The organism is Haloarcula rubra (assembly GCF_019599465.1).
GTDB classification, from domain to species: Archaea; Halobacteriota; Halobacteria; order Halobacteriales; family Haloarculaceae; genus Haloarcula; species Haloarcula rubra.
In genome coordinates this window covers 15,909-42,482 of the sequence record NZ_RKLR01000016.1, presented here as the reverse complement: position 1 = coordinate 42,482, position 26,574 = coordinate 15,909, and the positions used below count along the sequence as shown (strand labels likewise).

Genomic DNA, 26,574 nt, shown 5'->3' with positions numbered 1-26,574 from the left:
CTTTTGTCCCGAGAGTGATATTCGAGTGATCCATTTTCACAACTATCGTGAGGATTTTCTTTGGATTTATATGTGTCGGTCACGTCACTGTCCACCATGGCCTCAGGCACTGGTCGTATTCAGCAAACGGCTTATTGCGGAAACTCTAGCACACGACAATGACTGCAGAGGACGACGCGAAACTCGCGCTCCTCAGGGAGACTCTTGAAGACAACGTCGACCTGACGACCTACGAGACTGAGGTGTACCTCGCACTCGTCCGGGGCGGGACCCAGACGATGACCGACATCTCGGAGACCAGTGACGTTCCGAAACAGCGCGTCTACGATATTGTTGACGGCCTCCGTGAGCGCGGGTTCGTCGAGGTCATCGACGACTACCCACGGAAGGCCTACGCCGTCGACCCCTCGGAAGCGCTCTCCTCGATTCGAGACCAGATTTCGCGTGCCGAGGAGTATCTGGAGGAACTCCACGACACGGTCGAGACAGTCGAGAGTGGCGTCGCACTGTTCAAAAGCGAGAGCACCATCAAGCGATACGTCAGCGATCTGCTCCAGACGGCCGACCACGACATCCTCTTACTCCTCCCCATCGATCGACTTCCCGCGGTGGTCGAGGACCTTGAACAGTGTACGGATCAGCAAATTCGGCTCATCGTCTCGAATGTCTCGCCTGAAGCGACGGACGACGAGATGCAGGGCCTCGGCAAGCGGCTCCCGGAGACCGTCGACGAGGTTCGGACTGTCACCTCGAAGGAGGACTTCGCGCTCACCGTCGATCGAAGCCGTGGTCTCTATTGGGCACAAACCGGCCACAAATACCTCAATGATGAGGAACACGGCTACTACGTGACCAACCCCAGCCTCGCGATGGTGCTCGACCGGTTCGTCTCCGAGTCAGTCTGGCCCGTCGCGAAACCGGTTGTCGGCGGGTCCACGCAACCGACGCTTCCGCGCCAGTACATGCGCATCCGGGACTGTCTGGCCGACCTCGCAACTCTGACCGACAGTCGACCCGTTGACGCCTTCGAGATATCCTTCGAGGGGTACGACACGGAGACTGGCGAAGACGTCTCGAAGCGCGGAACGCTGACGAGTTATTACTACACTGAGTACGACGTGCGGGCGTCGCTCACGCTCGACATCGAGGCACCGACCGAACACGTCGAGTCGTCGCTGGTCACCGTTGGCGGCGTCGGAACCCGGAACGTCGATTATGCCGCCCACAGTATCGAACTCCGGGAGAACGTGACGACACACTCCGACCACCTTGACGACGAGACGAAGCGCCATCTTGAGGCGTGTCAGGCCGAACTCCCCGCGGAGTTCGGCAACGAATCCGTCGTCATCGGACTCGATGCGTTCGTCGATCGGATGCGCGAACTCGTTGAGCGCCCTCCGGGTGAGGAGTACCAACGAATCCGCCAGTTCGACGCCTTCAGGGAGGCTCTGGTCCGCTTCGAGGCCAGCGAGATGGCCCCGCGCATTCAGTGGCGACAGATTCGGACGGAACCCGGCGGCCACGTCGCCCACGTCGGCGGCGTCTTCGACGATCTCGGTTACGACCTGACCCTCCTCGGTCCTCTCGGCGACCCGGTTCGCTCCGAGTTTGCGAGCCGCTTCCGAAACCACAAACTTGTCAGTATCGGTCAGACAACGAGCACGGACTTCGTCTGGTTCGAGGACCGGAAGTTCCTCCTCACGGAACCTAACCTGGAATCAATAGATTGGGAGAGGGTTACAGAGCGGATCGAACTGTCAGTGCTGGCCGAGTACGTCGACGGGTCTGCGCTTCTGACGCTCGGGTCGTGGTACGCGACGCCGAACCTCCCCGACATCCTTGATGGGCTCCGTGAGGACCTGTGGCCTCTCCTCTCTTCGCCGCCGGACCACGTCCACTTCTCGCCAGGCGAGATCAGTCAGTTCTCCCGCACAGAGATAGAACACGGCCGCGACTCAATCTCCGCGCTTGACGATGTGGTCCCCGTCACGGTCACAGCGAACCGGAGTCAGACCCGCCGATTCCGTGATACGCTCCTGCGGGGCGATGACGAGACTACGACGCCCACTGTTGAGCGAGTTCGCAACCAACTCGGCGTTACTCGGTACGCGATGCACTCTCAGCGGGGCGCGATTATGGCGTCGCAGGACGATGTCCGCTCGGCGCGCGCCCCACAGATTGTCAACCCACGACAGATACGGAACGTCGACGAGCACTTCAACAGCGGTCTCGCTCTCGCACTCTCCGAGAACCTCTCGGACGGTGCCGCACTCGTACTTGCAAACGCGGTCGCGAGTTATTTTATGCGGCATAAGAAACCGCCGAAATCGGCGGAACTCCGCGATCTCGTCGGTGAATACGACGCCTTCTTCGCAGAGTGAACCACCTTGGGGTCAAGTGGTTCGAGACGCCGACGGCGTCTCGTCATCACGAGAGGGCCTTCGCTCTCTCGAACGATCCCGAGGCACTCGGCCTGCTCCGCCTGTAGATGCCTGCGAGGAAGTGGCCATGTTCACAGGCGGTACGAGGCGGATGCCACGGGGATTGATCCCGAGGCGGTTGACTTTCCACGGACACTGATCGCATCGGGAGTGTCGATGCCAGGTGAGTGTCAGCAGTGTGGCGTTATGTCTCGCGACACGGGCGTCCGCGGGTTTGGTGATGCGACGCTCTGTGTTGACTGCACGGTGCTGGGCGAATACACGCACGTGGCGCTGCGATGTCGGAGGTGACGCTCGCCGGCGATGAATGATAGGTGGAGGTGGCAGTTCCGCGCTCCTGCGAAGCGGACGTACGACGACCTCGATACCCACGCACAGGACCGCATCACCGACAAACCCGAAGCCGAGTGGTAGCTAAGCGGTTGGCGTCGGTGACCTACCGATGCTGACTGGACGAGTTAGCCCGACAGAAACGCGTCGGCGACCTCGTCCGCATCACCTGCCTCGCCGTCGACGCACTCTTCAACACGGTCTTCGAGTTCTTGCTCAACTGAGTCGGTGGCCTGTGGCTGGTGTCCCGTCCTTGCCACAGGTAGTACTGCGTGAACTCACCCCACGCAAGCCGTATATGTCTATGAGAATGACTCTATGCTGATGGAACAAGTACAATACAATTGTATGGGCTGTCGCAGCAAATTAAGCTATCAGACTACAAAACACACTGGGTGCCCAAGTTGCGGTTTCCTCCCGACCCACAGCGCTGACTAACGCTGGAAAGCGGCAAACAGCGTGTAAATAACCCTCGAAGCGTTGTAACCTGTCGTTCTGAGCTGCCTGCTCACAGTTGCTCTTGACAGCCGTTGATGAAAGACCGGAGTCGAGAGCCGACAGTTGGTTCGACGCTCAAGAGGATACTGTGACAGCCTTCGTGCGGGAACTGGAACACGAATGCGTCCTCGTGGTAGTGGATGAGACAGTGTTTGCTTCCAAGCGGCGCTTCCGAAGTCATATCCGCGGTCAGTTCTGGAACCACTCGAAACGACCCGGCGACGGCTTTGTACTCGTCAGCTGTGTACTCGCCTTTGAGGTCGTCGCGAAGATACACGACCTCGCAATCGTCTTCGTAGATGACTGCGATGGTCCGCAACGCGTCGTTCACGTTGTTGTGGGCGTATTCTGCCAGTCGGGCAGCCGTCTCGTGCGGCATATCTGAACGGTCACGAGACGCACCCTTAGTACTGCGGGCCGAAGTGAATAGCTCAATCATACTCCCGAACGTAAAACGCAAACTATGTGCCACATTAACATAGTTGGCCAGAGAGCAGCTAGCAGGTCGTCGGTGCGGCAACGGCCCAATGAGGAATACGATGTCAAAGATAGCATGTGAGAGTTGCGGGCGAGAAATCACGTACGGGAGGAAGAGTCAAGAGTCGCGCGCACCCATGCGATATTGTCCACGCTGCGGGGAGGAATTCCCGCCACGTGAGGAGTGGTGACTGGCAGGAGCCGCGTATCGGATTCCTCCCGCGTTCCGTTCTGAGATATGCCATCTTCCCTGTCGAGTGTTTCGTGTGCAGGTGCGGTAGCGGTGTCTTTTCCCTGATGTGCCCCTATACACAGGAAGTCATTTTGATGCACCAGAATCCCTCATTTTGGTGCAGACCGTAGTTTAATACTCAGCTATCTGGACAGCAACAACCGTTTGGTGCATCTGCGAACTGACCGCAGATTCTACGCTGATGGTTTCAGTCGTAACTAACGCTCAGTGTGTTCCCGTCGATTTGAATCCTATAATCCTCGTAGGGAAATGAAATAGCAATCTCGCTATTGTCAGTGATGAGAGTATTGAGTGATTCAGGGTCAGCACAGTCGAATAATCTGGGAGCGAGATCTTTCGCCTCGACATTTTCTAAGCCGGCAATTGCTTCAACAACAGCAATACTTGGCTCTGTGTTCGACCACTCCTGCTCTGACTGGAGCAATACTGCTGTGTCGGACTCTCCCATAGCCAACCGTTTACATCCATGCACATAATCTTGGTGTGATTATATGGGTTACAATACCTGTGTAGCCCCTCAACTGTACTGACCAGCACGGCATAACTCTTACTCCAGTGCCCGAGAAGCCCGCATTCTCGTTCAGTTCGTAATTTAATACTCGGTGATCTCGTCAGCAACGTCTGATTGGTATACCTGCGAATTTACCACCGATGGCCACCGATACTAACGATCGCACCACAGCGAGCACATTCGGAGACGACGAGCGGATCGGATGGAGACTGGTTCGTTACGTTTTCGCAGGGGCCGGTTGGGCCACCGCACCGCTTGCACACTTCCGAATGTTTTGATTCCATTACGATAGTAAATACGGGCCCAATAGAGATAACATACGCTGTCTGCTACCCATATACTGACCGAATTAAGGAAGGGGAGAACAGGTATGCGAACTGTTGTATAACTCCTTCTACATCACACTAGGACTGGAACAACGTCGCAACGCTGATTAGCTATCCGTTCGCACGTACTCACTGCGCGCACCGCTGCAGCTACTTCCTCATAACCGCAGTGTGTCCGTATTGCTGCCGCGGACCATCCTACCCGCGCCGGGGTTTTCAGCCCGGCGCACTCTATCACCCAGACAGATGTCACGGTGAGTTGAACACGACTCGGACCCGACTCGTCAGTCGGCGTCGAGAACACACGACCCCGGAAAGAGAAGGGAGTTGATTATTTCGTTTGGGATAGAATAACAAAGACCGGCTGTCGTGAGGTATTGGTCGTGGGTTATCCGGCCCACACCGCCACGCAGCGTTAGAGGCTATGAGCTCGGGTACGAACTCTGTCGGTCACTCCCATCACGCCAGGGTTCGAGCCTGAACTCACCTATCTGGCAACCCTACTCCGGGAGTGAAAATCTCCCGGAGTAGGTTTCGCTCGCGACGTCGCCCAGTCCCTGTTGGCCAACCTCGTCGGCCACCTCCGTGACTTGAGACTGGTTCTGACACTCTCCAGAACCACCCAAATGTAGGTGTCGGTGATTTACGTCCTTGATGTACGCATATTTACCAAAAATCAAGTGGAGATTTGACGATGAGCCGTTTCAGCACTCGATAGCTGCTAATTGTCACAGACACACCCAAAATCTATGTGTATTGGTTGAGTGGTTGGAATGCGGGCACACTGCCCGCGCCTCTGACAGCCTACGCCGCCGTCCACGGCTTTCGCCGCTGGCCGTCGGCGATCGCTGGGATCGGTTCTCAGCGATTTTCCATGGAGTGTCCACTAGTGGCAATAGGCCTAAGTATTAGCTCTACGACCCCCCAATGGGGGCTGTCAGAGGCGCCTACAGACGGCCAGTGGCCGTGGTAGCTGGCCCCTGTGAACCCCACTTCCATCGGTGCTCAGTACGTTTTCGGTAGCTGTACCACAACCAACATACGTACTACGCCGATAATATCCGCCGCGGACACCGCTGAAGCCATCTCCCCACCCCCAGCGGGTCCGCAGACACCGGTCGCCTAAGCCGCCACCTGCCATTGAATCCGCCCGCGCCGGGTGTTTTCAGCCCGGTGCTTTCATCGCTCACGTCGATTCACTACTCAGTCGTCGGTGACACGACTGCTGACAGGTGGTGCCGGTGCTCGGTCTACTTACTTAGAGACAACACCCATTTGCCATTATCCGATAGACGTTGGTGCGGGCACTGACAGGACCCTACAGAGGAAGCTTGCAGACTACCACACTCCACCCGCCTGCACTGGGTGTTTTCAGCCCGGTGCGGTTCTACAGCTCGGTAACCATCCTATCACAATAGTCAACATATATTATGCTTACATAAGAGCCCGGCACGGACGCATTTCCCCCAGAAGGGGTCCGTTGGGGTCGCGTCGCAAAGTCGTCCAGCCCGTGCTGGTCGGCCTCGCAAGACTCCTGACGCGTCTGGCACTGGTCCCGATACTGACCAACACAGCCACTCGTCGCCATGCGTCAGCTCCGACGTCGCGGCGGCGCACCAATTGCATGGCCGACCCCAGCAACCCATGGAACACACCGTAATCGCATTCGGAGCGACCGTGCTATTCACTTCGATGATCGACATCAGCCACGAGCGCCGGCGCGTCCGCTTCCCGGGCGTCGACGAGGTCGCCATACCGATACGCCTCCCGACAGCCCTTGCAGTACGCGGTCGGGCCCTGCTGGTCGACGAGATGCGTATGCCCGTACGGGCATCGCACCCGCCACGACTCGACGATATCGGTCAGTCGCGTCATTCTGACTGGGCGGCCCCGGCCAACTCCAGGGCCTCCTTGAAGCCCGCCATCTCGCCTTCGAGTTCCTGAATCCGACGTTCCTGTTCGATGGCGACGGCCAGCCAGTAGGTCCAGCGCGGTTCGACGAGGTTGGCGGTGCCGCCGGCCATCGCGTGTTCATGGATGTGCCCGAAGACGTCGTCGAAGACGCGCTGGCCGCACTACTCGAGGCGAGTGAAGAGGAACCTGACGTCGAAACGCCCGACGATTGGGACGACGACGAGTGGGACGAGGCGGTCGACGTCGCGCGAGAGAAAGGCGATGTGCCGGCGGGGAAGGGGACGCTGACGATGAAGACTATCGACGAGCGGGACTACTACTATCTGCAGTGGCGCGAAGGCGAGCAGGTCAAGAGTCAGTACGTCGGGCCGGTCGAGCCGGCGTAAGGAAGTCCGACATCGCACACCACGTTTCCGGTGTATTTGGCAGCGATATACCGTCTATTCGCTATCTGCAATGGCAGATTTCCAGTCGAACTGCAGGAGTTACCTTCAAAATGAACCGTCGTCCCCACACCGGGTTTCCGGTGAAATTGCAGTTAGTAAGCGGTGAGTTTGATTAACCAGTCTCTGTTGAAATTCCCAACTGTTGTGACATCAAATCACCGTATGCTAATCAACAGAAGTTCTGCGTAGCGTATATTCGAATCGCTCCGTCTATTTCCGCAACGTATATTCCAATACCCTCTGACTGGAATCGCTCTCTGAGGATGTTCTCTCGATGGCCGGTCGAATTCATCCACTGATTAACGATTCCAAGGGCCACATCCTGTTCTGAATCATGGTACAGAAGCCCACCTTCCGATTGAATATTCTCTTCCCAATAGGTGTAGGCGATGTTCTCCCCACCAGCACAGTCGATACCGAATTGGTGATAGCGGTCTCCAAAGGATTCACCATCCGGTGAGTCATGTGCGAAGTATCTCTTGTTGGCCATATCCCGCGAATGATAGCGAGCGACCTCTACAAGATCAGAGCGATATTCCAATTTGTCAAGCCCGTTTGCGGTCCGTCGCTGGTTTATTTCCCTATGGATTGCCATCTCAACGGCCGAGACGTCAATTTCATCGGAACCACTATTTGTCGTCTGGCCTCCGGTATCGGCTGGAGTTTCCGTTGCTTCAGTGGGGCTGCTGGATGTCGTCGACACATCCGCTGATTCATACGCAGTCAGGTTGGCAACAAATGCTGAGAGGGGTTGGTGATACCAGCCTGTTCAGCAATCTCTGTTGATGTCCTATCCACTGGTTCGATGCCTGTCCCAACAGTTGACCCTATGAGACCAGCGACGAATGCGACGATCACCGAGACGATTAACAGCCGCTTCGTCCACCGGATTCCGCGTCGTTTCCACAGCAGCCAGTTGGGCCAGTGAGTGGCGATACGGACCAGTGGTAGTCCTGCCTTCCAGCCACAGCGCTGGCAGGTTGTGAATCGATCTGTTCGCCGTCGTGAGACCCACTTCCCACAGTGTGGACAATCGCCGCTGTATCGTGGGCCTGCGCTATACTGACCGACGTAAGTAATCGGTTATCTGTGGTGGATTAATTTGACGTAGTGCGGTTGTCACAGCTGGCCTGAGCTCGTCGATCGAGCCGAAGAAGCGGTTTCCAAGAGATCGCTTCAATTGACGCCAACATTCTTCGACAGGGTTGAGATCCGGCGATCCCCGCGGGAAATACGATACTTCGATCTGTGTTTCTTCGACGAAGTCGCGCACTTGCTGAGACTTGAAATATGACGCGTTATCCAGCAGAACGTGGATTTTCTCGCCAAACTCGTCTTGGAGTGCTCGAAGAAATCTGATCGTCACGTCGCTGGTGAAGCGATCTGAGACTTCGGTTGCGAAAAATTCGCGTTTATCGGAGACTGCGCCGAGTAGCTTCACACCCTTCGAGCGCCGCCAAAACGGGAGATTCACTCGTTGACCGCGTGGAAACCACGAGCGATAGAGGTCACAACCGATCGTTTTCCGCGTTTGATCGATCGCAACAGTAGTATACTCTTCAGAGAGCGTTTTACTCAGTTTTTTTGGTAGCTTCCCAAAATTCGGTGCGTTCATCCTCATCAGCCGTCGGCGGTTGCGGCCGTGGCGTCTGCCAGGTGAGATCGGCGTCTTTCAGCAGTCTCTGGACGTGACGCCGGGAATATTCTACACCGAACTCGTCTTTGAGAAACTGCTGAGCGAGTTCGGTCGTCCACGCCGGTTGGTCGTAGCCGGCTTCAGACGGCGGATCTTGGACGGCTTCTTGAAACTCCGCTTGGTCGGCGTCGTCGAGTTTCGACGGCCGACCGGACCGCTGTCGATCCTGAACTGCTTGGCTGATCGGTTCTTCTTCAAGTCGGTCAAACCACCGATAAATCGTTTGTTCGCGCGTGTCGAGCCACTCTGCGATCATCGGCGCAGAAGGACCTCGCTTGTAGATAATCGCCACAAGCAACCGCTGTGTCTCCCGTTTTCCAGTTGCTTCGTCGAGCGCTTCTTCTAATTTCTCGACGGAGACGTTTTCTAATCTTGCCATTATGCTGGTAACGTAACGAACCAAGTTAGAATTGACGATTAGTTTCGTCTCTTAGTATAGCACCAGCAAAGAGTTTCTGAACTGGCGTAGCGAGATTGCTTGCTGTTTGGGATGCAGATTCCGCTGCTTCTCTTCCTACAATACTCCCGTCGGTAGCTACGTTAGGACTACTCTCATATTCAGCCTCTCTCGAAGGTGGGTTTGAATCGGTTTTTGGTTGCGTAGGTTCTTGATTTACCTTCTCCTCATCTTTGATTCCAAAATTATCGGTATCTGGTTTTTTCGGTTGTCCAGACGTATTTCCTGATTGGCTATCATCCCCTTCCCCAAAAACAACATCCCGCTTTGCTTCGCGAAATTCAGGGCCCAAGGTCTCTGCTGAACGAAGCGCAGGACAGTTGTGCTTTTCGGGGAGAACGTGCTCAGAACAGAATGTTCCTTCACAGTACGTGCAATTATTGGAGAGCCCACTATCTTCCCCACAGATATTACAGCTAGCCATCCACTGCTCAAAATATAACTGACGGGTTATTATCAATATTATGACTGGCCCGAAGCAACGTGTGGATTCAGTAGTTCACGATACAGGACGACCAGTCATCAAAGACATTGTACTATGGGAAGACATCGTCATACATGGCAACGAAGATTGGCTTTCTTGCCAAGACAGGTCGTTTCAATAAAATTAGAGTAAGTAAAAGATGAGTGCGACGAAAATCACGAGCAGTAGGAACCAGGCATAGAGACCGAGATTGTTATCATCGGATTCCGGCTGGACTGGAGAACTCGTGGCCTCACGGACGTTCGAGATTGTCTCGGCATCATCGTCAGGGCGCGTGTACTGGTGGACTTCTTCGGGTTTGGCTGATTTCCCACCAGCCCTCTCGAACTCCTCTGTTCCACAGACTTTGCACTGCTCTGGCTCATCTATGTGTTTCTGTTTGCACTTATCACAGTACCAAACTACCTTCCGTGATTCTTGGTCGGATGCGGGTTGTGTTTTCCGACCCATGGACGACTTCCCTTCGCCTTCATGATATTGGGTGAGGACAGTGTATCCACACTCAGAACACTCGGATGGATTTGACCGATAAGTCTCCCCACAACGATTACACTCCCACTTATCACTTCGAAATAGTCCCATTTGTGCCGTCTGTGTTTAGAAATGAGGTAACTGTAGCGGCTATTCCAGCTGACCAGTCTCCATTACTAAATACGAATCACTCTGTATATCACCGATAGATTCACGCTGTTTATTCAGCACGACTTCTGAGAACGGTCACTGTTCGAGAACGCTAACCGGATAGCTACTCGATGTTGTCTTCGAGAACCTCTTTCACCACTTCCGGGTCTTCGAGGAGTTCGTGTTCGGTGTAACTCCCTTCGGCACTCCCACCACTATGGCGACTCTGCTCAATGACGTCGAGGAACGCATGCTCTTTGAGAAGGTCTCGAACTCGCCGCAGCGAGAGTGCGTCAGCGCCCTCCTGCCGACAGATGTCCTCATACACGTCGTAGATGCGAGTCGTTCGGTAGCCGGTGGCGTCCTCATCGTTTAGCGAGAGGACTGTCAGGGCCTGCAGAACGTATCTGGAGTGCGGTGTCGAGCCACTGATTAACTCGCTGAAACGGTCTGTTTCAGCTCGCTCTCTCGCCTGGACCACGAAGTCCTCGGGAACGGTGTCGGCGTTCGTCGACTGCGCGATTTCGCCGGCGTAGCGAAGAATATCGATAGCCTTCCGAGCATCGCCGTGTTCGCGAGCAGCGAGTGCGGCAGCCCGGGGAATGACGCCATCCTCAATCACACCATCGCGGAACGCGTCGCTTCGAGCCTCCATGATTTCGTTGAGTTGCGTTGCGTCGTATGGTGGGAAGACGAACTCACGCTCGCAGAGGCTCGATTTGACCCGTTCGTCCATCCGGTCTTTGTACTTGATTTTGTTACTGATGCCGATAACACCGATTTTGCAGTCCTCGATCTTCCCGGCCTCACCAGCTCGAGAGAGTTGCATCAGGATGGAGTCGTCTTCCAGTTTGTCGATTTCGTCAAGGATGATTAACGCGACGTCGTGGTGCGCGTCGAGAATGCGCCAGAGGCGCTTGTAGTAGGTGGCCGTACTGATTCCCTTGTCCGGGATGTAGATGTCGGCCTCAGGAGTGTTGACGCTATCAGCAATGGTCTGAACGGCCTGAGTCTCCGTCGTGTCCTGTGCACAGTCGACGTATGCGAAGATAGCGTCGACGCCCTCGTCTTCGGCTGTGCTGACGAGTTGGCTCGAGACGTACTTCGCGCACAGTGACTTGCCAGTGCCAGTCTTCCCGTAGATCAGAACATTGCTCGGACTCTGTCCGAAAATGGCTGGGTTGACAGCGTTGGCAAGTTGGCTGATTTCTTCGTCACGGCCGACGATACGATCTTCGTCGGGGAGGTGACTGATTTCAAGAAGTTCCTTGTTGACGAAGATTGGGTCCTCACGAATAAACAGATCGTCGGAGTCAGACATCCCTTGCACACCGGGTTTCCGGTGAAACGTCTTGATACTTTCCCCGACACACGCACACCGGGTTTCCGGTGAAATAGGAGTAGTGAGTGTATCTGGTCCAGACGAAACAGGGGTTGTGACTCACCGGAAACGTTGTGTCGAATCCTGTCTGATTGGTATATAGATCTTGATACAGAGGAAATCGTCGAGTGGACCGACTGGAAGCTGCCGCTGACAACGCAATCGTCGCGAAGAAATTTCGAATCGACTTCGGCAAAATACAGACGAACGTCAGTTCGTCTTCTAAAACGGTGTGAACGTTCTGCGGACCTGTACAGAAGGAACTGTATTAAAACTATGTCAGACAGCAATTGAGAACAGGTCTATTTCGGTAGGACGTCATGTTCTTGTAGATCTTCCTCTGGCCCAAATCGTAGAAGGTGGAACCCACAGGTTTGAGGTGTTATTGTGGCACTTCTGGATAATCCGAGTTGTGAGACCTATCGGTCTTTGCCTTCCTGCTCTCTACCGAGATTTCACCGGAAACCCGGTGTGTGTCCCAGCCATTTTTGAGAGCAACCCCGGGCACTGAGCAAGCACTCCGATTGGTTGGCACCGTCAGTGTTGAGAGATGTGGTATTTTCACCGGAAACCCGGTGTGTCCGAATCACAAAAGTGGACGAGGAACGACAGAGCGCATATGCCAGAGTGGGATGAAACCGTTCCGGATGAACCGCTTGCAGTGCTCGAAAACGCTTCGGCTCACATCGACAAGGGCGAAGAGCACATGGACCGTGCTGATGAGCTATCTACAGAAGCTGAGGAAGAACTCCGAGATGAACTCGACAACGCATTGCCGAACGAGGTTTTGGTTGACGTTGATGCCGAGGTCGATGCTGATTCCCACCAGTTCGTCGTGAACCTGTACGACGAGTCCACTGAGGATAGTGTCAACGAGTTCGTCGGTGGTGACGCCGACGTCGGAACCCCACATCCATAGCAGTTCATCATCGGTGACGATGTGATCACAGGGACTACATCTCAACGAGATCGGATACAGAATATCCGGGGCATTATCGACGAGCTTGAGGAACGCTTCGACGAAGGAGCACACATCCAGCAAGTCGTCCGCAACGCTCGCCGTGTCGGGATTGACGAGTCCAAAGCAGAACACGAGATAGAGAAACTGAAGCAAAAGGGGGAACCCCGGACGGACCATCTCCGAACGACGTGATCTATCGGCCCCATTGAGAGCCTCAATCTGTGGCATATTTATCAATCCGATTACTTGCTGGCTGACTACCTAGTGATTACTGTTTAATCCTTGAATCGCATCAACTAGTGTATGCCCTCGGCCCCATTGAATGATATCGCCCCTTTCGATATGCACGATCAGCAGATTTCAGTACTGTTGATCGATGATGACGAAGATTTGATAGAGCTCTCTGCCGATTTTCTTGAACATGAATTAGAGCAAGCAGAGACGACGACGGTGACGGACCCAACCACTGGTCTAACCGAGGCTATCGAGGGCGCGTACGATTGTATCGTCTGTGATTACGATATGCCGACACTCAATGGGTTGGCGATTCTGAATGCGGTACAGAATGAAGGGGTCGATATTCCGTTCATCCTGTTTACTGGAAAGGGAAGTGAAGAGATCGCGAGTAAGGCTATTTCAGCAGGTGTCGACGAGTATCTCCAGAAGGGTGGGCCAGAAGAATACCCAGTCCTCGCGAACAAGATAGAGAATCTCGTCGAAAAACACCGAGCAGAAGAGCAGGTACAACGGGGCTTCAGGGCCATCGAATCCGCACAGGAAGGCATTGGAATCATCGACGAAGACGGAATCTACCAGTACCTGAACGAAGCCTACGCCGAGATTTATGACCGGGAACGAGCCGAAATTATCGGTCAGCACTGGGAGATGCTGTACCCCGACGCAGAAGCCGACCGATTCACGAACGAGATTCTCCCGAAATTAGACTCTCGTGGCTCGTGGAGCGGCTACGCTACAGGATTGACCAAAAACGGAGAGACCGTGAGTGAGCGACTGGTCTTGACACCAACTGACGACGGCGGGCACGTCTGTCTGGTCCAAAGTCTCGCTTCAGAGGACGAACTGAAACAGGAACTGGAACTCAAGAACCGGGCACTGGATGCAGCGTCGGTCGGTGTTACGATCACCGATCCTACCCAGGAGGACAATCCGCTCGTTTACGTGAATGATGGGTTCGTAACGCTGACTGGGTACGACCGAGGAGAGATTCTCGGGAAGAACTGTCGCTTCTTGCAAGGTGAAGGCACAACCCCAGAGACAGTCACCGCGATACGCAAGGCCATCGATAACGAGGAATCGATCTCGACAGCAATCTTGAACTACGATGCAGATGGTGACCCGTTCTGGAACTATCTAGAGATTTCTCCTGTCGAAGACGAGGACGGTACAGTTACGCATTTTGTCGGCTTCCAGCGCGACGTGACCGAACTGAAGGCTCAACAAACTGCGATGGAAGACCAGATCGAGTGGTTGAGCGAGTTCGCCGAAGTCGTCTCACACGATCTGAAGAACCCATTGTCTGTTATCCGAGGTAACATCGAACTGGCGATGCAATCGGGTGAGATGGAGCGTCTGACGGAGGCACAGCAAGCTGCAGACCGGTTGGACGAACTGATCGACGATCTCTCCAATGTGATGCGTCAGCGTCAACTGGTAAACGACCTGGAACCCGTCGATTTTGCGGAGGTATTCCAGTCCGTGAGGTGGTCCGAAGGTGGATCGCATTCGGTCGACGTCGCCGATTCGAACGTGATTGTCGCCGACAAGCAGGCATTGGCTCGACTGGCCGAGAATCTCGTGCATAATACGATCGAGCACGGGGGTGACGGCACTACAATGCGCGTCGGGACTCTTCCCAATGGGTTCTACTACGAGGATACTGGACCGGGATTGCCGGACGAATCACCGGATACGATCTTTAAGCCGGGCTTCACGACGAAAGACGACGGTGCAGGACTCGGCATGGTCAGCATCAGACAGATTGCCGCAGGGCATGGCTGGGAGGTTTCGCTGGCTGAAAGTCCTGAAGGTGGTGCCAGATTCGAATTCACTAATGTGGACAGTCCTGCATGACTCGGTAAAGCGCTCAATGTTGATTCAAGGGCTATGTTGAAACCATCAGACATTGACAGAAGGTGCGTGACACATATAGAGACTGGCCTCAGCAGGCATTGTGTATTGGTAACAATTAACGTTGTAGGTCACGTAGTGCGGAAGTGACCGCTCTCTGTGTGAGGGGCCGAGTGAGACGAGGTGTCGAGGTGATCGCGGGACAGTGACTACAATGACACAAACGGAAAGCGACACTGACGTAACAGCCCTCAAAGACTTCCGAAACACGCTTTTGGGCACCCTGCTCCGTCCCGGCGACGAGGGCTACGATGAGGGCCGGGAGGTCTGGAACGGCATGATCGACCGGCGACCAAGACTGATCTCCCAGTGTGCCGGTGCCGCTGATGTCGCGAGTTCGGTCCACTTCGCCCGGGAGCACGACCTCGAAATCGCGGTGCGTGGTGGCGGCCACAACGTCGCTGGCACCGCCGTCTGTGATGATGGATTCGTCGTCGATCTCTCGGAGATGCGGGCCGTGTGGATCGACCCCGATGCGCGGACCGCCCGCGTACAGGGTGGTGCCCTGTGGGGTGACGTCGATCACGAGACCCAGGCCCACGGACTGGCGACCACAGGCGGCGTCGTGAGCCACACTGGTGTCGCCGGGCTCACCCTCGGTGGTGGAATCGGCTGGCTGATGCGCAAGCACGGCCTCACCGTCGACAACTTGCGCTCCGTTGATATGGTGACCGCCGATGGTGAGTTCCTCCGAGCCTCGGACCACGAGCATCCGGAGCTATTCTGGGCGTTGCGGGGCGGTGGCGGGAACTTCGGGATCGTGACGTCCTTCGAGTTCGCGCTCCACCCGGTCGGTCCTGCAGTGCTCGCCGGCCCCGTGTTCTGGACGGCGAATGCCGCCGCCGGCGTGCTGCGCTTCTACCGCGACTTCGTGCGGGATGCGCCCGACGAGCTGGGCACAGTCGTCAAGTTCGGGACCATCCCACCCATCCCGGTCGTTCCCGAGGAACTTCACTGGCGACCGGCCGTGGCCGTCTCCACCTGCTACGCGGGTGACATCGAGGAAGGCAAGCACGTCCTCCGACCGCTGCGCGAATACGGCACGCCGCTGCTCGACCTCGTCTCCCGCAAGCCCTACCTGGCCCACCAGAGTGGACTCGACAGCACCGTCCTCCACGGCTGGCACTACTACTGGAAGTCGACCGACCTGCCCGAACTGTCCGACGATCTAATCGACGTGCTCATTGACCATGCTTTCGCCGCGGAGTCACCCCGGTCGTACGCGGTGATGTTCCACCTCGGTGGTGCGGTGAGTCGTGTCCCCGAGGATGCTACCGCCTACGCCGGTCGAAACGCGCCGCACAATATCAACATCAACGGCGTGTGGCGGCCCGACGAGGACTTCGCCGAGTCAGACACGGAGTGGACCCGTAAGTTCTTCGAGGCCCTCGAACCCCATCGAGAGGGAGTCTACGTAAACTTCCTCGGTGCCGACGACGGTACTCATCGGGTCCGTGAGGCCTACGGCGAGCGCACCTACAGGCGGCTCGCCGACATCAAGGCTGAGTACGACCCCGACAACGTCTTCCACCTCAACCAGAACATCGAACCAACGCCCTGAGGGCTATCCGTTGTCGGTCGAATCACCGGTCCGGTGTCCGGGAGTGGCGAGAGCTCGGAGCCATTCCCCGATAGGACCGGTCCGGAAGGGCGCGGAGTGTTTTTTCTCAGGCTTCAATAGCTTCCCTGAAACCCTGTTGGGTGTACTCCTCCAGCAGAATCGCCTCGGATTCGTACACCTCATAGACTGACTCGGCCCACTCACGCACCGCTGGCGAGTCCGTATCGACGAATACGCGGAGGTTTCGGGTGCCCTGTTCACAGACGCCGATCCCAACCCGATCATCGAAGATAGCGAGCCCGAATGGGAGATCGTCGTACAGTTGGACCGTGAGGTAGCCGCTCGCGCAGGCTTCCATGCACTTGTCTGGGTAGCCATCGAGCGAGTCCTTGACGGCCCCGGGATGCGTGATATCCTCCGTCTCCATCCCGCCGACGATACGTTTCTGGATCTCGTCCATGTACAGCGGGGCGATGGCGTCCATGTCGAGCCCGCGGAGCGCCTCCGTCTCCCGGACGAGCGTAATGAAACGGGCCACCGGGCTGTACGGGTCGCCGCGCTCAGCGCTCGTCACGGTCGCGTCGGCGAACGCCTTGGCGTCGATCTCGCCTGGTGCATCCCCTACCGCGTCTAGCACGGGAGCGAGCTGTACTGCCGACCTAGCGTCTCGTTTGAACGTGGTGAGTGCATCCGTGAGCAGCCACCCTGCCTCGGTAAGTTGAAAGTGACTATCAACCCGCTCGATGACGCCCAATTCGTCGAGAGTTCGCGTATGCCGGTGGCAGGTAGCCCTCGAGACGGCCAGCCGATCCTGGAGCTCTGCCCGGTCGAGCGCATCCTGCTGGAGCTCCTCGAGCAGTGGTGAGCGCCGGATCAGGTCGATCAGTAGGTCGGGATCCTCGGGTCGAATCGCCGTCATACGCATGAATTCGCGGTCTTTGATAATAGGTCTGTCTCAGGGGCCGAGACGATCTCAATTGGGACAAAAATATCACTAGTTGCTTACATTTGTTCCCCGGCCGTAGCCTCTACCATGTCTCACCGGGACACGGATACACCGATTGACCACGAAACGCTCGCTCGCACCCTCGTTGACGCGGCCTGGGACGATGGCGACCTCGACAGGATTGACGACCTGTGTGCCTCCGATGTCGTCGTCCACGATCCCGCGGAACCTACTACTGGAATCGGCCTAGATTGCTACAAACGGTACATCACGCGGACCAGGGATGCCGTCTCCGACTTCGACCTGACAATCGACGATGTCACCGTCGCAGATGGAACACTGGTGATCCAAGTGTCCGGTCACGGGGCCCCGGCGGAACAGTCTCCGGGCCGCGACTCCGACGACGAGGACGGTGAGACCACCGTCTCCGGTATTGTAGTCCTCGATATCGAGAATACTTCCATCATCGAATGGTCCGGAACCCTGCTTGACGACACCCACGTGGAGGCGTTCGTCGAGGGGTTCCAGGGCGACGTGATTCGCCCGGGCGACGACGAGTACGACGAGGCGCGTGCGGTCTGGAATCGGGTGATCGACAAGTACCCGGCGCTCATCGCTCAGTGTACGGGCGTCGCGGACGTCATCGACGCCGTAAACTTCGCCCGCGAGAACGACCTGCTGGTGGCGATCCGTGGGGGCGGGCACAACGTCGCCGGGACGGCCGTCTGTGACGGCGGGCTGGTGATCGATCTCTCCCGGATGAAGGGAGTTCACGTCGACCTTGATGCCCAGACCGTCCGTGCGGAAGGAGGCGTGACGTGGGGCGAGCTCGACCACGAAACCCAGCAGTTCGGGCTGGCGACGCCCGGTGGCGTCGTCTCAATCACCGGCATCGCGGGGCTGACCTTGAGCGGCGGGATGGGATGGCTCCGCCGGAAGTACGGGCTGTCCATCGACAACCTCGTTTCTGTAGACATCGTGACCGCGGACGGCGAGTTCCTCACCGCGAGCGAGACCCAGAGCCCCGAGTTGTTCTGGGGGATTCGTGGTGGTGGTGGCAACTTCGGCGTCGTCACCAGTTTCGAGTACCGTCTCCATCCGGTCGGTCCCAAAGTGATGTTCGCTGGCGTGATGTACCCGCTCGCGACGGCGCGCGAAGTGGTCCCCGCGTGGCGGGATTTCATGGCTGACGCACCCGAGGAGGTGTCCTCGGAGTTGGTCTTCTGGTCGGTGCCCGCCGTTCCCGATTTCCCCGAAGAGACGCACGGGGAGCCGATCGTCACCGTCGCCGCTATGCACTGCGGCCCGGCAGAGGAGGGCGAGCGCATCCTCTGGCCGCTCCGTGACCTCGCCAAGCCGCTCATCGACCTGAGTGGACGAATGCCGTTCACGCAGGTTCAGAAGCTGTTCGACCCGTTCTTCCCAGAGGGCGAACTGTGCCACTACTGGAAGTCGATCAATCTGCATCGCCTCGACGAGGAGATCATCGACGAGATCATCTCGATCGTCGAGGATCGGCCCGCATCGAGTATCCTCATCCCGCTCTGGCATCACGGCGGTGCTATGCAGCGCGTCGGCTCGACCGAAACGTCCTACGGTGACCGAAGTCCCGCGTACATGCTAAGCTTCGATTCGACGTGGGAGGACCCCTCCAACACCGAGGAGATCGTCGCCTGGACCCGCGAGGCGTGGGCGGACATGCACCGCTTCTCGGACGGGAGCCTGTACCTGAACTTCCCCGGTTTCGGCGAGGAGGGTGAAGAGTTAGTGCGGTCGGCGGCCGGTCAAAAGAACTTCGAGCGGCTGGTCGCACTCAAAGATAAATACGATCCGACGAACCTGTTTCGGCTGAATCAGAACATCACGCCCTCCGAATAACTCTCTGTTTCGAATCTACACGGAGTGAGCCACCAGAATTAGCAGTCCTCGTCCACACCTCCAGTACTTATCCTGGATTCCGCGTCCCTCACCGTTGCTACTACGGTTTTTGTTTTGTTGTTCCCGTCACCGTTCCCCTTCCCACCGCCATTGCCGGTGTCGGTTTCGGTCTCCGATCTCGACACCTCGTCGAAGGGGACGATCGCTCTGACGTTGGTGTTGGCCGTCCCCCGAATGAAGTCGTCAATCTCCGATGATGGCGGAGATTCGATGAGATCGAGCAGTGGCTGGCCGCCCTCAATGATCCGATCGTCCTCGGTTGTGGAGGCCACGACGATGTCTTGGCCGCCGGCGTCTCTCGCAACGAGGCGGATGTCAGTACCGACACGCTGCTGTGCGGTCTCGTTCGGGATCTGGAGGTCGGCGTCCGCGAGATCAGTGATCCGTCCCGGAGGAGTATCCGTGAACACGTACGCTGCACCAGCCTGGAAGGCACCGATATTCCTTCCGGGCACACCGATGACGGTATCTTGGTTTCCGATCCCGGCCACGTCGCCTGTCTGAACGACAAACTCCGGCCGGCCCGCGAGCGGAATTTCTCCCGCTCGGTCCGGAAGCGGCTGGACTCCTCTCCCGGGGAATTTCTCGGGTTGTTGATGGACACGGAAGATACCCCACAGTCCTGCTTCGAGCCGGCGGCGCTGTTTCGTCTCTTGATAAATGTAATCACCGTTGCCGCTGTCGCTTCCTAACCCGCCGGCACCACCGAGTAGGTCCATGGTCAACGCCCGCCCAGGGAGTTGCCCGTCGACGCCGATGATGGATGCCTCCACGACTTCTTGGAAGCGTTGCCACTGGTGTTCGGCGAGGTGGAACGCGACCGCCCGAGCCTTGTTCGCTCCCGAGGCCACCCGGAACTTGACCGGGTCGTCCCTGACTGCCTTCCAGATGGGCGTGTTGGGATCGCCGTGTTCCTTCGAGCTATAGACGAGGTGTTGGATGTCGTTGTTCTCAAACCGACGTACGAAGGGCTCGCAGCGGTAGTTGATGCCGCCGAACCCCTGGTCTTCAGAGTCGCCGAGTTGCGTACAGGGATCATCTGGGTTCTCGATGTCGGGCCCCGGTGGGACGATACAGTCCTCGGGATCATCCCGGTTGAGGATGAACTGTCCGTCAGCGAATATCAGCGCGTTCTCGCGGAAATCGGGGTCGTCGTCCGCTGTTTTAATCATCGACGCCGCTTTCGTGACGTTGACCTCGCCGGTTTCGTTATCGAGCGTGAACGACCCATCGGGTTCGGTCACCAACTGACCGAAGGCGCCGTGGTGACGGGTGCTCCTGACGTCGGCCATGTCCCACAGGAGCGCGGTCCCCACCTCCACGTCGGCGTTCCAGCGGTAGGTAATCGTCTCGTTCTGTCCGACCGTGGTATCGTGGTTGAACCCGACGGTCGACCCGTTCGACCCGTTGACGTCGTACATCAACTGGATCGGGTGGAGTGAAATCCGACTCGATCGCTCCCAGTCCTGGGACACCCGCATCTTTGGGTGGGGATGGTTGTTGTCGAGATCATCGGGTAGGTCGTTCGTGAGGTTAATCTCGATGCAGTCGCCTTTGTTCGCGTGGAGTGTCAGCGGTTCGACGGGCCGATCACCGCTCTTGATTTCATCGACGTACCTGTCGAGGGCGAAGACGACGCCGTGTTCGTCGTGATCGCCGTAGTCATTGTACGGGATGTCGACCTGGAAGGCCGTAATGTCGAACGTTCGATCTGGTCCCTTGTCGGGGCACGGATTACTCGGACCCTTGCTGTCTCCCTCGGGCGTTGGGGGAATCGCTCCAACACCATCGTTCCGCCGAGCGTCCTTGTCCGGTGGGAAATCCCTGTCATCGTCTTCGTCGTAGATGAGTTTCGCACGCTGGCCTTCTTCGGTCCAATCGGGATCCGAGAACGGTACCGGGTGGCCCATTGCTCGGAGTTCGTCGTCAGAAATCGACGTGTTAGGTGCGCCCACCTCGGGTAACGCTTGGAGGTGGTCAACTTCCCCGCCCCAGATGCGGAGCAGTCCCCACATCCCGGTCCAAATGTCGTCGATGATGTTCGATCCATACCGGTAGTCACGGACCGGGAGATCATTGGGGTTGGTGATGTGCTCGAAATCCTGCTGAGTCTTTTCCGGAGGAACCCTGAAAGTGAACGCCTCGGACGTGCCGATGACTTGCGAGACCATGTCCTGCTCGGCGAATCCTTCTGGATCGAATCGGAGACCGTGGAGTCCGAAGTTGGGCTGTTCCTCGTAGGCGCCCTGGAACAACCGGAACCGAATCTCGTCGCTTTCGTAGGCCTCGATCACCGGCGTCTCTGGATCGCCGTGAACCTGGGAGCTGTGGACGTACGCTGCATCCTCGTCGTCGCAGTGGTAGAACGGCGAGTTCCGGCAGTTGATCGCCATCGTCCCAGCGTTCAGGTTGTGCTCTTCGTCAGGAGTGACGAACTCGCCCGTCTCCCGGTCCCGCAGCGGACCGAAGTCGTGGTAGTGGAGTGCCTGCTCGCGGAAGGCGTCCTCTTCGGGCGGGTTGATGACGGCCTGAGCGCCGCCGAAGATCTGCTCGCCGGAGTAGGGGTCGGTCCACTCGGGTCCGTGGTCGACGGGTTCGTCCTTGACGACGAAGCCGCACACTCCACAGTGGGTTTCATGTGCATCCTGAACGAGGTCACCGCCACATTCTGGATACTGCTGTGTCGATACGTCCGACTCCTGCTGGACAGTGCTCGAAGCCATGAGAAGACTCTCTCAATCCCCTGAGAGACGCAAACCCACTCGGCTCGTGCCGGTTACGCATCCGGAAGTCGACCGTCCGGCCGAGGGACCAACCCTGCTCGGATCTCGATCTCGACCCGCCGGAGGTGCTTGCATCGCGCCGCGTCGTCCGGACAGCTACACGTCTTCTCAATAACGTCGACCTCGTAGATACGACCGGATGCCGAATACACCTCGTACCGGCCGGGCTTCGTGAGAAACGAGACGTCGATATCTTCGCGCTTCGCACGCTTTGTTCGTGGATCGTCGTCGGCCTCGACGGCAAGCGGGCCACTGGCCGACCCAGTACCCTTGCTTTCGTCAGACGGCGTCCGGACGTCGCCACCATCAGCAACTGCTCGGCGCCGATCGGCATTGACGTGCAATCCAAACTGATCATCGAGTGCCGCCGGATTGACCCACTCGAGGATGGGGCGCTCGCCGATGGCAAATGCGACACGCCGGCGATGCTTGCACTCGACCGGCCGATGTGTGTCGTCTGGACACTCACACCGGCCCTCGGCCGTGTCGACGAGGTATGCCGACCCGGAGCCCGACACCACGAGGTACAGGTCCGGAGCGTCAGCACCCTGGGCGATCGAATCCAGCACAGTCATCACGTCGGTCAGCGCTGCGACCGTCCGGTCGTCCGGGTTGGCGTTGTCGTCGGTCATCGATAGACCCCTATCCCGTCGACGGCAGTCGCGAGCGATCTCTTAGATGTGACTGTAACGGTAGACATGGTTGGCAGACGGCGCGCCCACTGTGGAACGCCCCGCACAAACAGGGGGTGTACAAAACCACGGTTCGGTTACCTGGCTAGAGACCCACTCTCCCAACCGTTTTTAACCCACTGATGAGTGTCGCCTACACTGACTTCCCCTAGTTGATTTCACATCCTCACAGATACAATAACAACTAGAAGATGTTTCTTCCCACATCTGCTGGAAAGCAAAAAAGTGTCTGGTAGCCAGTCATTTTCTCTCAGAGAGATAATGCACGACGTACTTATCAGTATTCAGCTTCATAATTAATCTGTATGGAATTCCGATTTGATTGTGGGTGTGGGGCTGAGATCTCCGATTTCACCAGAGGTGGGGATACACAGGTGAGTGTGACGGCTGTGTGTGGTGAGTGTGGTGCCACGTATGCGGTAACCGTGACCAAAATCGAATAAACATCCCTACTGAGGAAAAGCGGTCTATAGATGGGCTACTGTGGCACTCTGTCTGACGAAGCTACCTGCACGAGGACTGCTCATTGGTTGTCCGTCAGGTTATCGTTACAGCTTGCAAGTGTGTCTACCGTGAATTGGCATGCAAGAGTGGTGTCTTGCGAATCATCCAACTGTAACGTCCCAGAACTGGTGAGCAATTCCCGGGCGAGTGCGAATTTCACATCGGTTTCAGGTCCAGCCCTAGAAAATGACTCCTGTGTCAGTGCTTTTGGCTCTGCTGTCGAAATGGATATCGTGACGCCCTCATGCGATCCACATGCAGTAACTGTGAACGTGTCCGAAGCATCGAACACGTCAGCCAACGCATCAAACAGCAGACACAGTGTCTGCTCAAATGTGACTGTGGTATAGAGTGTTGGAGTGTCGGTCGGGATGGTAATCGAAACGGTCTGTGGCGGTGCGACCTCTTCACAGACCTTTTTAAAAAGCACCTCCACATCGTACTGAGTCTGTGGCGAATCATCTTGCAAAGTCGTCGACAGAGTGCGAATATTCTCAATGAGTGTCGTTATCGTCTTAATGCGCTCATCAATGGCATCCAGCTTTTCTTCATCCTCTGGAGGGATATCCGTCGATAAATAATCGACATACCCAGAAATGACGGTAAGACTATTCAAGATATGATGGCGGAGCAACCCAGTAAGTCGGTAGATGCGGTCACGCTCACGCTCAAGCGCTCTCGCCTTCGCCTCAGTCCTCGCAGCGGCCCGTGACTGGACGATTGCAGTAGCTTCGACAGTCCCAACCAGTAGCCCGGTAGCAATCCCAAGAGAACTCGTTAAGTGCAGTACAGCGAAGAGTTCCGCCTGCGTGATCTGAACCGAGCCGAGATACAGACTGATTACACCGATACTCATGAGCAAGAGTGCACCTGCCAGCAGCCACCCCAACAGACGGGGATATCGGTCGCGAGGGAGGGGGTTATGCAAATGCCAATACCCCCCATAGAGAAGGCCCAGTCCGGCTCCACTAATAAGGACTAATACAACTATGAGATAACCAATTGAGTATCTGTCCAACGTGTGAGAAAACGGGTGCCAGAGCAAGGAGATCATAATAAGGATACCCGACCCGATGAAAACGCGTGCCCAGTGCCGCATATCAATTAGTTCCGTTTACGTGTTCCTGGCTACATGTTAAAACAATATCTTCATCTTTCTGTTATGTATGTGGTGGGTAGTATTCAACCCCCTCTGAATCGTGCGAGCATCAGGCTCGAGCAAGTAGGGTGAGGGAGTTGGCCTGCCACAGGACGATCTCGAGATCTGGGAGTGGCTGTTCATTTTTAATGCACAGCATAGGCCAATACGAAGATACAGCAATCGTAGTCTCAATTGGTTCTGTCGTCAGCGGTTTCAGCTTCTTCCCGACGACGTTCGTGAGCCCGCAATCGAAGTTGGTGCTGCACCGGTGTCTGATTCTGGTGCTTCATCTTATACGCTCTTGTGGCGTAGATTGTTGGTGAGTTAGCGCGCAGTTTTGAGCGCTTCTTTCCCCGGTTTTCGGTAGACACGCTGACTCAGTATCTCAGAGCGTTTCAGCTACGTCGAGAGCTGTTTCGAAAACCCGGCCGAGATGCTCTCAAACACGCCATTCAAGCGACGCTGTGAAATCAACAATGTGCTACGGATGAGCGTATTCTTTTTCGCGGTATGAAGACGTAGGAGTGGTTCACTCCGAATCAACGCCTGTGGAGACTGCTCTCCCTGTGGATACACCTGTATCTGCAAAGCGCGTCGTGGAAACAGGAAGCCCCACCCTCAAGGAGCGAACCGCGCAAGCGGTGAGCGAGTAGGGTGGGGTAGTTCACTCGGCTCAAGCTAATCACACACAAGAACAGCCACGTCGGAGAATTCTCCGTCTTCTGTCACAAAAGAGGACAACAGAAGTATTGTTGTGATAACGTTCAATATGTACTTGTGAGCAAGGATTGGCGCAAACAACTCGCTGACGTGCCCCCCAGCGCCAAGCTCGTATATAAAACGTTGGAATACGAAAACGAGCTAACACAGAGTCAGCTTGCCGAGGAGACCTTGCTCTCTCCCAGAACCGTCAGATCTGCGTTGAAAGTACTGTTGGAGAAAAACGTCGTCGAAGAGGAGATATATTTCGCCGACGCGCGTAAACGTCTCTACTCGATCACGACACCAGACGAGGTCTCTGACTCGACCGAGTAGCCGCCATCCCAATATCTACAGGCGGAGCAGGCCGAGTGCCTCGTGGTCGTTCGAGAGAGGAAGGCTCTCTCGTGATGACGGGACGCCGTCGGCCTCCAACCACGTGACCCCAAGGCGATTTACAGGGTTCGTCTCGTCTTCGAATCGTAACCGCCGCCAGTACTGCCACAGTCTGCCCGACGGAGTTCGCGAGCGCGGAGGCGAAGCTGGTGTTGTACTGGCGTGCGATTCTGATGCTTCGTCTCATAGGCTAGGTACTCTTGGATCATCTCGATCGAATCCATACACTGGATGCCGGCCTTGATCGGTCCAAGCTGATCGCTAGCCAGCAGCCGCTCGGGAGGGAGGTCCGCAAGGACCGCGTCGTCACACTGCTCGCTCATCGTCCACCCGCTGGCCGCTGGCGCATGTACTGCTCGGCGAATGCGATGCCGGCGTCCAGTGTCGACCGCGTGCCCAGAGGGCGGCCGGCGCGTTGCAGTCGCCACACCTCGTCGTCCCTCTTGAGGAGCAGTGTCGCCGCAGTCCCCGGAATCTCCCACGCGATAGTGGTGCTCGTATGGACGTGGTACGCCCACTGGCCGGTTGCGGCGGCCGTCGCGGCTGCCTCCCGGTCGATGAGCGTGTCCGACTGGCGGCCGCCGGCGCCGAAATCACCCAGTGTCGCGGGTCCACCTCGTTTCATGCTCTTCTCCCCGTTTGCTCCCACCGCGTCATGGTACTGGCAATGGCCGCAAGCACGGTCCGGACCTGCTGTCGGAGTGGGGCCTGCTCGTCGACGGCGACGTCCAACTGTGTTCGAAGTTCCAAGATGTCAGGGGTGTCGAGACCGTCCGATTGCTGTGCGAGGGCACTGAGGACGAGCGCTTCGATGTCGGCATCGGACGAGTACTGGTCGCGAACAGCGGCCGTGAGCGATGCGACACTCTCGCGCTCTTGGTCAGGACGTACTCCACCGAATCGACGATAGCGTGACTGGTTCTGCAACATCCTCTCACCCACCAGAGGTACACAAAATCGGGATCTGTGG

General features: G+C 56.8%; 25 protein-coding genes and 3 pseudogenes. 11 read left to right on the top strand and 17 right to left on the bottom strand.

Translation table 11 applies throughout. The annotated features are described in order from the left end of the window. Positions 1–158 precede the first annotated feature (158 nt). Positions 159–2,381, top strand: coding sequence for a TrmB family transcriptional regulator (locus EGH21_RS21550; RefSeq protein ID WP_220620474.1), 2,223 nt, complete (start codon positions 159–161; stop codon positions 2,379–2,381). Between the two features lie 518 nt (positions 2,382–2,899). On the opposite strand, the gene EGH21_RS24510 is transcribed toward EGH21_RS21550, so the two are convergent. The 5 genes from EGH21_RS24510 to EGH21_RS21530 form a co-directional block, all read right to left on the bottom strand. Next, positions 2,900–3,031 carry a hypothetical protein gene (locus tag EGH21_RS24510; protein ID WP_268899101.1) on the bottom strand — a complete coding sequence of 44 codons (132 nt, stop codon included), beginning with the start codon at positions 3,029–3,031 and terminating at the stop codon, positions 2,900–2,902. A 248-nt stretch (positions 3,032–3,279) separates the two neighbouring features. After that, complete coding sequence (locus EGH21_RS21545) at positions 3,280–3,648, bottom strand: DUF7522 family protein (RefSeq protein ID WP_220620473.1); 369 nt, start codon at positions 3,646–3,648, stop codon at positions 3,280–3,282. A gap of 538 nt (positions 3,649–4,186) precedes the next feature. Beyond that, positions 4,187–4,447 (bottom strand): HalOD1 output domain-containing protein, encoded by a 261-nt coding sequence (locus EGH21_RS21540; RefSeq protein WP_220620472.1) that lies wholly within the window; start codon positions 4,445–4,447, stop codon positions 4,187–4,189. A 2,069-nt stretch (positions 4,448–6,516) separates the two neighbouring features. Further along, a complete protein-coding gene (locus EGH21_RS21535) occupies positions 6,517–6,711 on the bottom strand; it encodes a hypothetical protein (RefSeq protein ID WP_220620471.1) in 195 nt (64 codons plus the stop codon). Then, positions 6,708–6,860: a hypothetical protein gene (locus EGH21_RS21530; RefSeq protein WP_220620470.1), complete on the bottom strand. Its 153-nt coding sequence runs from the start codon at positions 6,858–6,860 to the stop codon at positions 6,708–6,710. Before EGH21_RS21530 ends, EGH21_RS21535 begins: the two co-directional genes overlap by 4 nt. A 15-nt stretch (positions 6,861–6,875) precedes the next feature. Between EGH21_RS21530 and EGH21_RS21525 the strand changes: the two genes are divergently transcribed. Continuing rightward, complete coding sequence (locus EGH21_RS21525) at positions 6,876–7,136, top strand: DUF6788 family protein (RefSeq protein ID WP_220620493.1); 261 nt, start codon at positions 6,876–6,878, stop codon at positions 7,134–7,136. A gap of 229 nt (positions 7,137–7,365) precedes the next feature. On the opposite strand, the gene EGH21_RS21520 is transcribed toward EGH21_RS21525, so the two are convergent. The 6 genes from EGH21_RS21520 to EGH21_RS21495 form a co-directional block, all read right to left on the bottom strand. Then, entirely contained in the window at positions 7,366–7,899 is a 534-nt protein-coding gene (locus EGH21_RS21520) for a CAP domain-containing protein (protein ID WP_220620469.1), read from the bottom strand. Between the two features lie 354 nt (positions 7,900–8,253). Next, entirely contained in the window at positions 8,254–8,811 is a 558-nt protein-coding gene (locus EGH21_RS24505) for an IS630 family transposase (protein ID WP_220620468.1), read from the bottom strand. After that, on the bottom strand, positions 8,768–9,271 hold the full coding sequence (locus EGH21_RS24500) for an IS630 family transposase (protein WP_220620467.1): 504 nt from the start codon (positions 9,269–9,271) through the stop codon (positions 8,768–8,770). Before EGH21_RS24500 ends, EGH21_RS24505 begins: the two co-directional genes overlap by 44 nt. 25 nt (positions 9,272–9,296) lie before the next feature. Further along, a complete protein-coding gene (locus tag EGH21_RS21505) occupies positions 9,297–9,773 on the bottom strand; it encodes an AN1-type zinc finger domain-containing protein (protein ID WP_220620466.1) in 477 nt (158 codons plus the stop codon). Between the two features lie 183 nt (positions 9,774–9,956). Next, a complete protein-coding gene (locus EGH21_RS21500) occupies positions 9,957–10,283 on the bottom strand; it encodes a hypothetical protein (protein ID WP_220620465.1) in 327 nt (108 codons plus the stop codon). A 295-nt stretch (positions 10,284–10,578) separates the two neighbouring features. Next, positions 10,579–11,775, bottom strand: a complete 1,197-nt coding sequence (locus EGH21_RS21495; protein WP_220620464.1) for a Cdc6/Cdc18 family protein — start codon at positions 11,773–11,775, stop codon at positions 10,579–10,581. A gap of 679 nt (positions 11,776–12,454) precedes the next feature. Between EGH21_RS21495 and EGH21_RS21490 the strand changes: the two genes are divergently transcribed. The 4 genes and pseudogenes from EGH21_RS21490 (at position 12,455) to EGH21_RS21480 (ending at position 16,505) form a co-directional block, all read left to right on the top strand. Beyond that, a complete protein-coding gene (locus tag EGH21_RS21490) occupies positions 12,455–12,754 on the top strand; it encodes a hypothetical protein (protein ID WP_220620463.1) in 300 nt (99 codons plus the stop codon). Between the two features lie 15 nt (positions 12,755–12,769). Further along, positions 12,770–12,988 (top strand): annotated as a pseudogene (locus tag EGH21_RS24250) (AAA family ATPase); the annotation flags it as partial. Between the two features lie 111 nt (positions 12,989–13,099). Beyond that, complete coding sequence (locus EGH21_RS21485) at positions 13,100–14,887, top strand: PAS domain-containing protein (protein ID WP_220620462.1); 1,788 nt, start codon at positions 13,100–13,102, stop codon at positions 14,885–14,887. 211 nt (positions 14,888–15,098) lie between these two features. Beyond that, complete coding sequence (locus EGH21_RS21480; protein ID WP_220620461.1) at positions 15,099–16,505, top strand: FAD-binding oxidoreductase; 1,407 nt, start codon at positions 15,099–15,101, stop codon at positions 16,503–16,505. Positions 16,506–16,611: 106 nt separating this feature from the next. On the opposite strand, the gene EGH21_RS21475 is transcribed toward EGH21_RS21480, so the two are convergent. Then, positions 16,612–17,424, bottom strand: coding sequence for a helix-turn-helix transcriptional regulator (locus EGH21_RS21475; protein ID WP_220620460.1), 813 nt, complete (start codon positions 17,422–17,424; stop codon positions 16,612–16,614). Between the two features lie 114 nt (positions 17,425–17,538). Here EGH21_RS21475 and EGH21_RS21470 point away from each other — a divergent pair, with 114 nt between their 5' ends. Continuing rightward, positions 17,539–19,329 (top strand): FAD-binding protein, encoded by a 1,791-nt coding sequence (locus EGH21_RS21470; RefSeq protein WP_220620459.1) that lies wholly within the window; start codon positions 17,539–17,541, stop codon positions 19,327–19,329. A gap of 38 nt (positions 19,330–19,367) precedes the next feature. Here the strand turns inward: EGH21_RS21470 and EGH21_RS21465 are convergent, their stop codons facing one another. From EGH21_RS21465 to EGH21_RS21455, 3 genes are all read right to left on the bottom strand, one after another. Further along, positions 19,368–22,112 carry a TFIIB-type zinc ribbon-containing protein gene (locus tag EGH21_RS21465; protein WP_220620458.1) on the bottom strand — a complete coding sequence of 915 codons (2,745 nt, stop codon included), beginning with the start codon at positions 22,110–22,112 and terminating at the stop codon, positions 19,368–19,370. A 53-nt stretch (positions 22,113–22,165) separates the two neighbouring features. Beyond that, a complete protein-coding gene (locus EGH21_RS21460; RefSeq protein ID WP_220620457.1) occupies positions 22,166–22,804 on the bottom strand; it encodes an SWIM zinc finger family protein in 639 nt (212 codons plus the stop codon). 583 nt (positions 22,805–23,387) lie between these two features. After that, a complete protein-coding gene (locus EGH21_RS21455) occupies positions 23,388–24,422 on the bottom strand; it encodes a histidine kinase dimerization/phospho-acceptor domain-containing protein (RefSeq protein ID WP_220620456.1) in 1,035 nt (344 codons plus the stop codon). 447 nt (positions 24,423–24,869) lie between these two features. Between EGH21_RS21455 and EGH21_RS21450 the strand changes: the two are divergent. The 3 genes and pseudogenes from EGH21_RS21450 to EGH21_RS21440 all read left to right on the top strand — a co-directional run. Continuing rightward, positions 24,870–24,977, top strand: a pseudogene (locus EGH21_RS21450) (IS1595 family transposase); the annotation flags it as partial. Positions 24,978–25,021: 44 nt separating this feature from the next. Continuing rightward, positions 25,022–25,162 (top strand): annotated as a pseudogene (locus tag EGH21_RS21445) (RNA-guided endonuclease TnpB family protein); the annotation flags it as partial. Between the two features lie 124 nt (positions 25,163–25,286). Beyond that, the gene (locus tag EGH21_RS21440; RefSeq protein WP_220620455.1) at positions 25,287–25,544 is read left to right on the top strand and encodes a winged helix-turn-helix domain-containing protein; all 258 of its coding nucleotides are present in this window, start codon (positions 25,287–25,289) and stop codon (positions 25,542–25,544) included. 119 nt (positions 25,545–25,663) lie between these two features. Here the strand turns inward: EGH21_RS21440 and EGH21_RS24900 are convergent, their stop codons facing one another. Further along, positions 25,664–25,927, bottom strand: a complete 264-nt coding sequence (locus tag EGH21_RS24900) for a DUF8129 domain-containing protein (RefSeq protein ID WP_483867069.1) — start codon at positions 25,925–25,927, stop codon at positions 25,664–25,666. Then, positions 25,924–26,229, bottom strand: a complete 306-nt coding sequence (locus EGH21_RS21435) for a hypothetical protein (RefSeq protein ID WP_220620454.1) — start codon at positions 26,227–26,229, stop codon at positions 25,924–25,926. Before EGH21_RS21435 ends, EGH21_RS24900 begins: the two co-directional genes overlap by 4 nt. Before the next feature lie 14 nt (positions 26,230–26,243). Between EGH21_RS21435 and EGH21_RS21430 the strand changes: the two genes are divergently transcribed. Continuing rightward, a complete protein-coding gene (locus tag EGH21_RS21430; protein WP_220620453.1) occupies positions 26,244–26,519 on the top strand; it encodes a hypothetical protein in 276 nt (91 codons plus the stop codon). Positions 26,520–26,574: the final 55 nt, after the last annotated feature.

Bases quoted from the DNA above. Each gene is read 5' to 3' on its own strand.
- EGH21_RS21550 (WP_220620474.1), top strand. From the start codon at position 159: ATGACTGCAGAGGACGACGCGAAACTCGCGCTCCTCAGGGAGACTCTT.
- EGH21_RS21545 (WP_220620473.1), bottom strand. From the start codon at position 3,648: ATGCCGCACGAGACGGCTGCCCGACTGGCAGAATACGCCCACAACAAC.
- EGH21_RS21540 (WP_220620472.1), bottom strand. From the start codon at position 4,447: ATGGGAGAGTCCGACACAGCAGTATTGCTCCAGTCAGAGCAGGAGTGG.
- EGH21_RS21535 (WP_220620471.1), bottom strand. From the start codon at position 6,711: ATGACGCGACTGACCGATATCGTCGAGTCGTGGCGGGTGCGATGCCCG.
- EGH21_RS21530 (WP_220620470.1), bottom strand. From the start codon at position 6,860: ATGGCCGGCGGCACCGCCAACCTCGTCGAACCGCGCTGGACCTACTGG.
- EGH21_RS24505 (WP_220620468.1), bottom strand. From the start codon at position 8,811: ATGAACGCACCGAATTTTGGGAAGCTACCAAAAAAACTGAGTAAAACG.
- EGH21_RS24500 (WP_220620467.1), bottom strand. From the start codon at position 9,271: ATGGCAAGATTAGAAAACGTCTCCGTCGAGAAATTAGAAGAAGCGCTC.
- EGH21_RS21505 (WP_220620466.1), bottom strand. From the start codon at position 9,773: ATGGCTAGCTGTAATATCTGTGGGGAAGATAGTGGGCTCTCCAATAAT.
- EGH21_RS21500 (WP_220620465.1), bottom strand. From the start codon at position 10,283: ATGGGTCGGAAAACACAACCCGCATCCGACCAAGAATCACGGAAGGTA.
- EGH21_RS21495 (WP_220620464.1), bottom strand. From the start codon at position 11,775: ATGTCTGACTCCGACGATCTGTTTATTCGTGAGGACCCAATCTTCGTC.
- EGH21_RS21490 (WP_220620463.1), top strand. From the start codon at position 12,455: ATGCCAGAGTGGGATGAAACCGTTCCGGATGAACCGCTTGCAGTGCTC.
- EGH21_RS21485 (WP_220620462.1), top strand. From the start codon at position 13,100: ATGCCCTCGGCCCCATTGAATGATATCGCCCCTTTCGATATGCACGAT.
- EGH21_RS21480 (WP_220620461.1), top strand. From the start codon at position 15,099: ATGACACAAACGGAAAGCGACACTGACGTAACAGCCCTCAAAGACTTC.
- EGH21_RS21475 (WP_220620460.1), bottom strand. From the start codon at position 17,424: ATGACGGCGATTCGACCCGAGGATCCCGACCTACTGATCGACCTGATC.
- EGH21_RS21470 (WP_220620459.1), top strand. From the start codon at position 17,539: ATGTCTCACCGGGACACGGATACACCGATTGACCACGAAACGCTCGCT.
- EGH21_RS21465 (WP_220620458.1), bottom strand. From the start codon at position 22,112: ATGGCTTCGAGCACTGTCCAGCAGGAGTCGGACGTATCGACACAGCAG.
- EGH21_RS21460 (WP_220620457.1), bottom strand. From the start codon at position 22,804: ATGACCGACGACAACGCCAACCCGGACGACCGGACGGTCGCAGCGCTG.
- EGH21_RS21455 (WP_220620456.1), bottom strand. From the start codon at position 24,422: ATGATCTCCTTGCTCTGGCACCCGTTTTCTCACACGTTGGACAGATAC.
- EGH21_RS24900 (WP_483867069.1), bottom strand. From the start codon at position 25,927: ATGAGCGAGCAGTGTGACGACGCGGTCCTTGCGGACCTCCCTCCCGAG.
- EGH21_RS21435 (WP_220620454.1), bottom strand. From the start codon at position 26,229: ATGAAACGAGGTGGACCCGCGACACTGGGTGATTTCGGCGCCGGCGGC.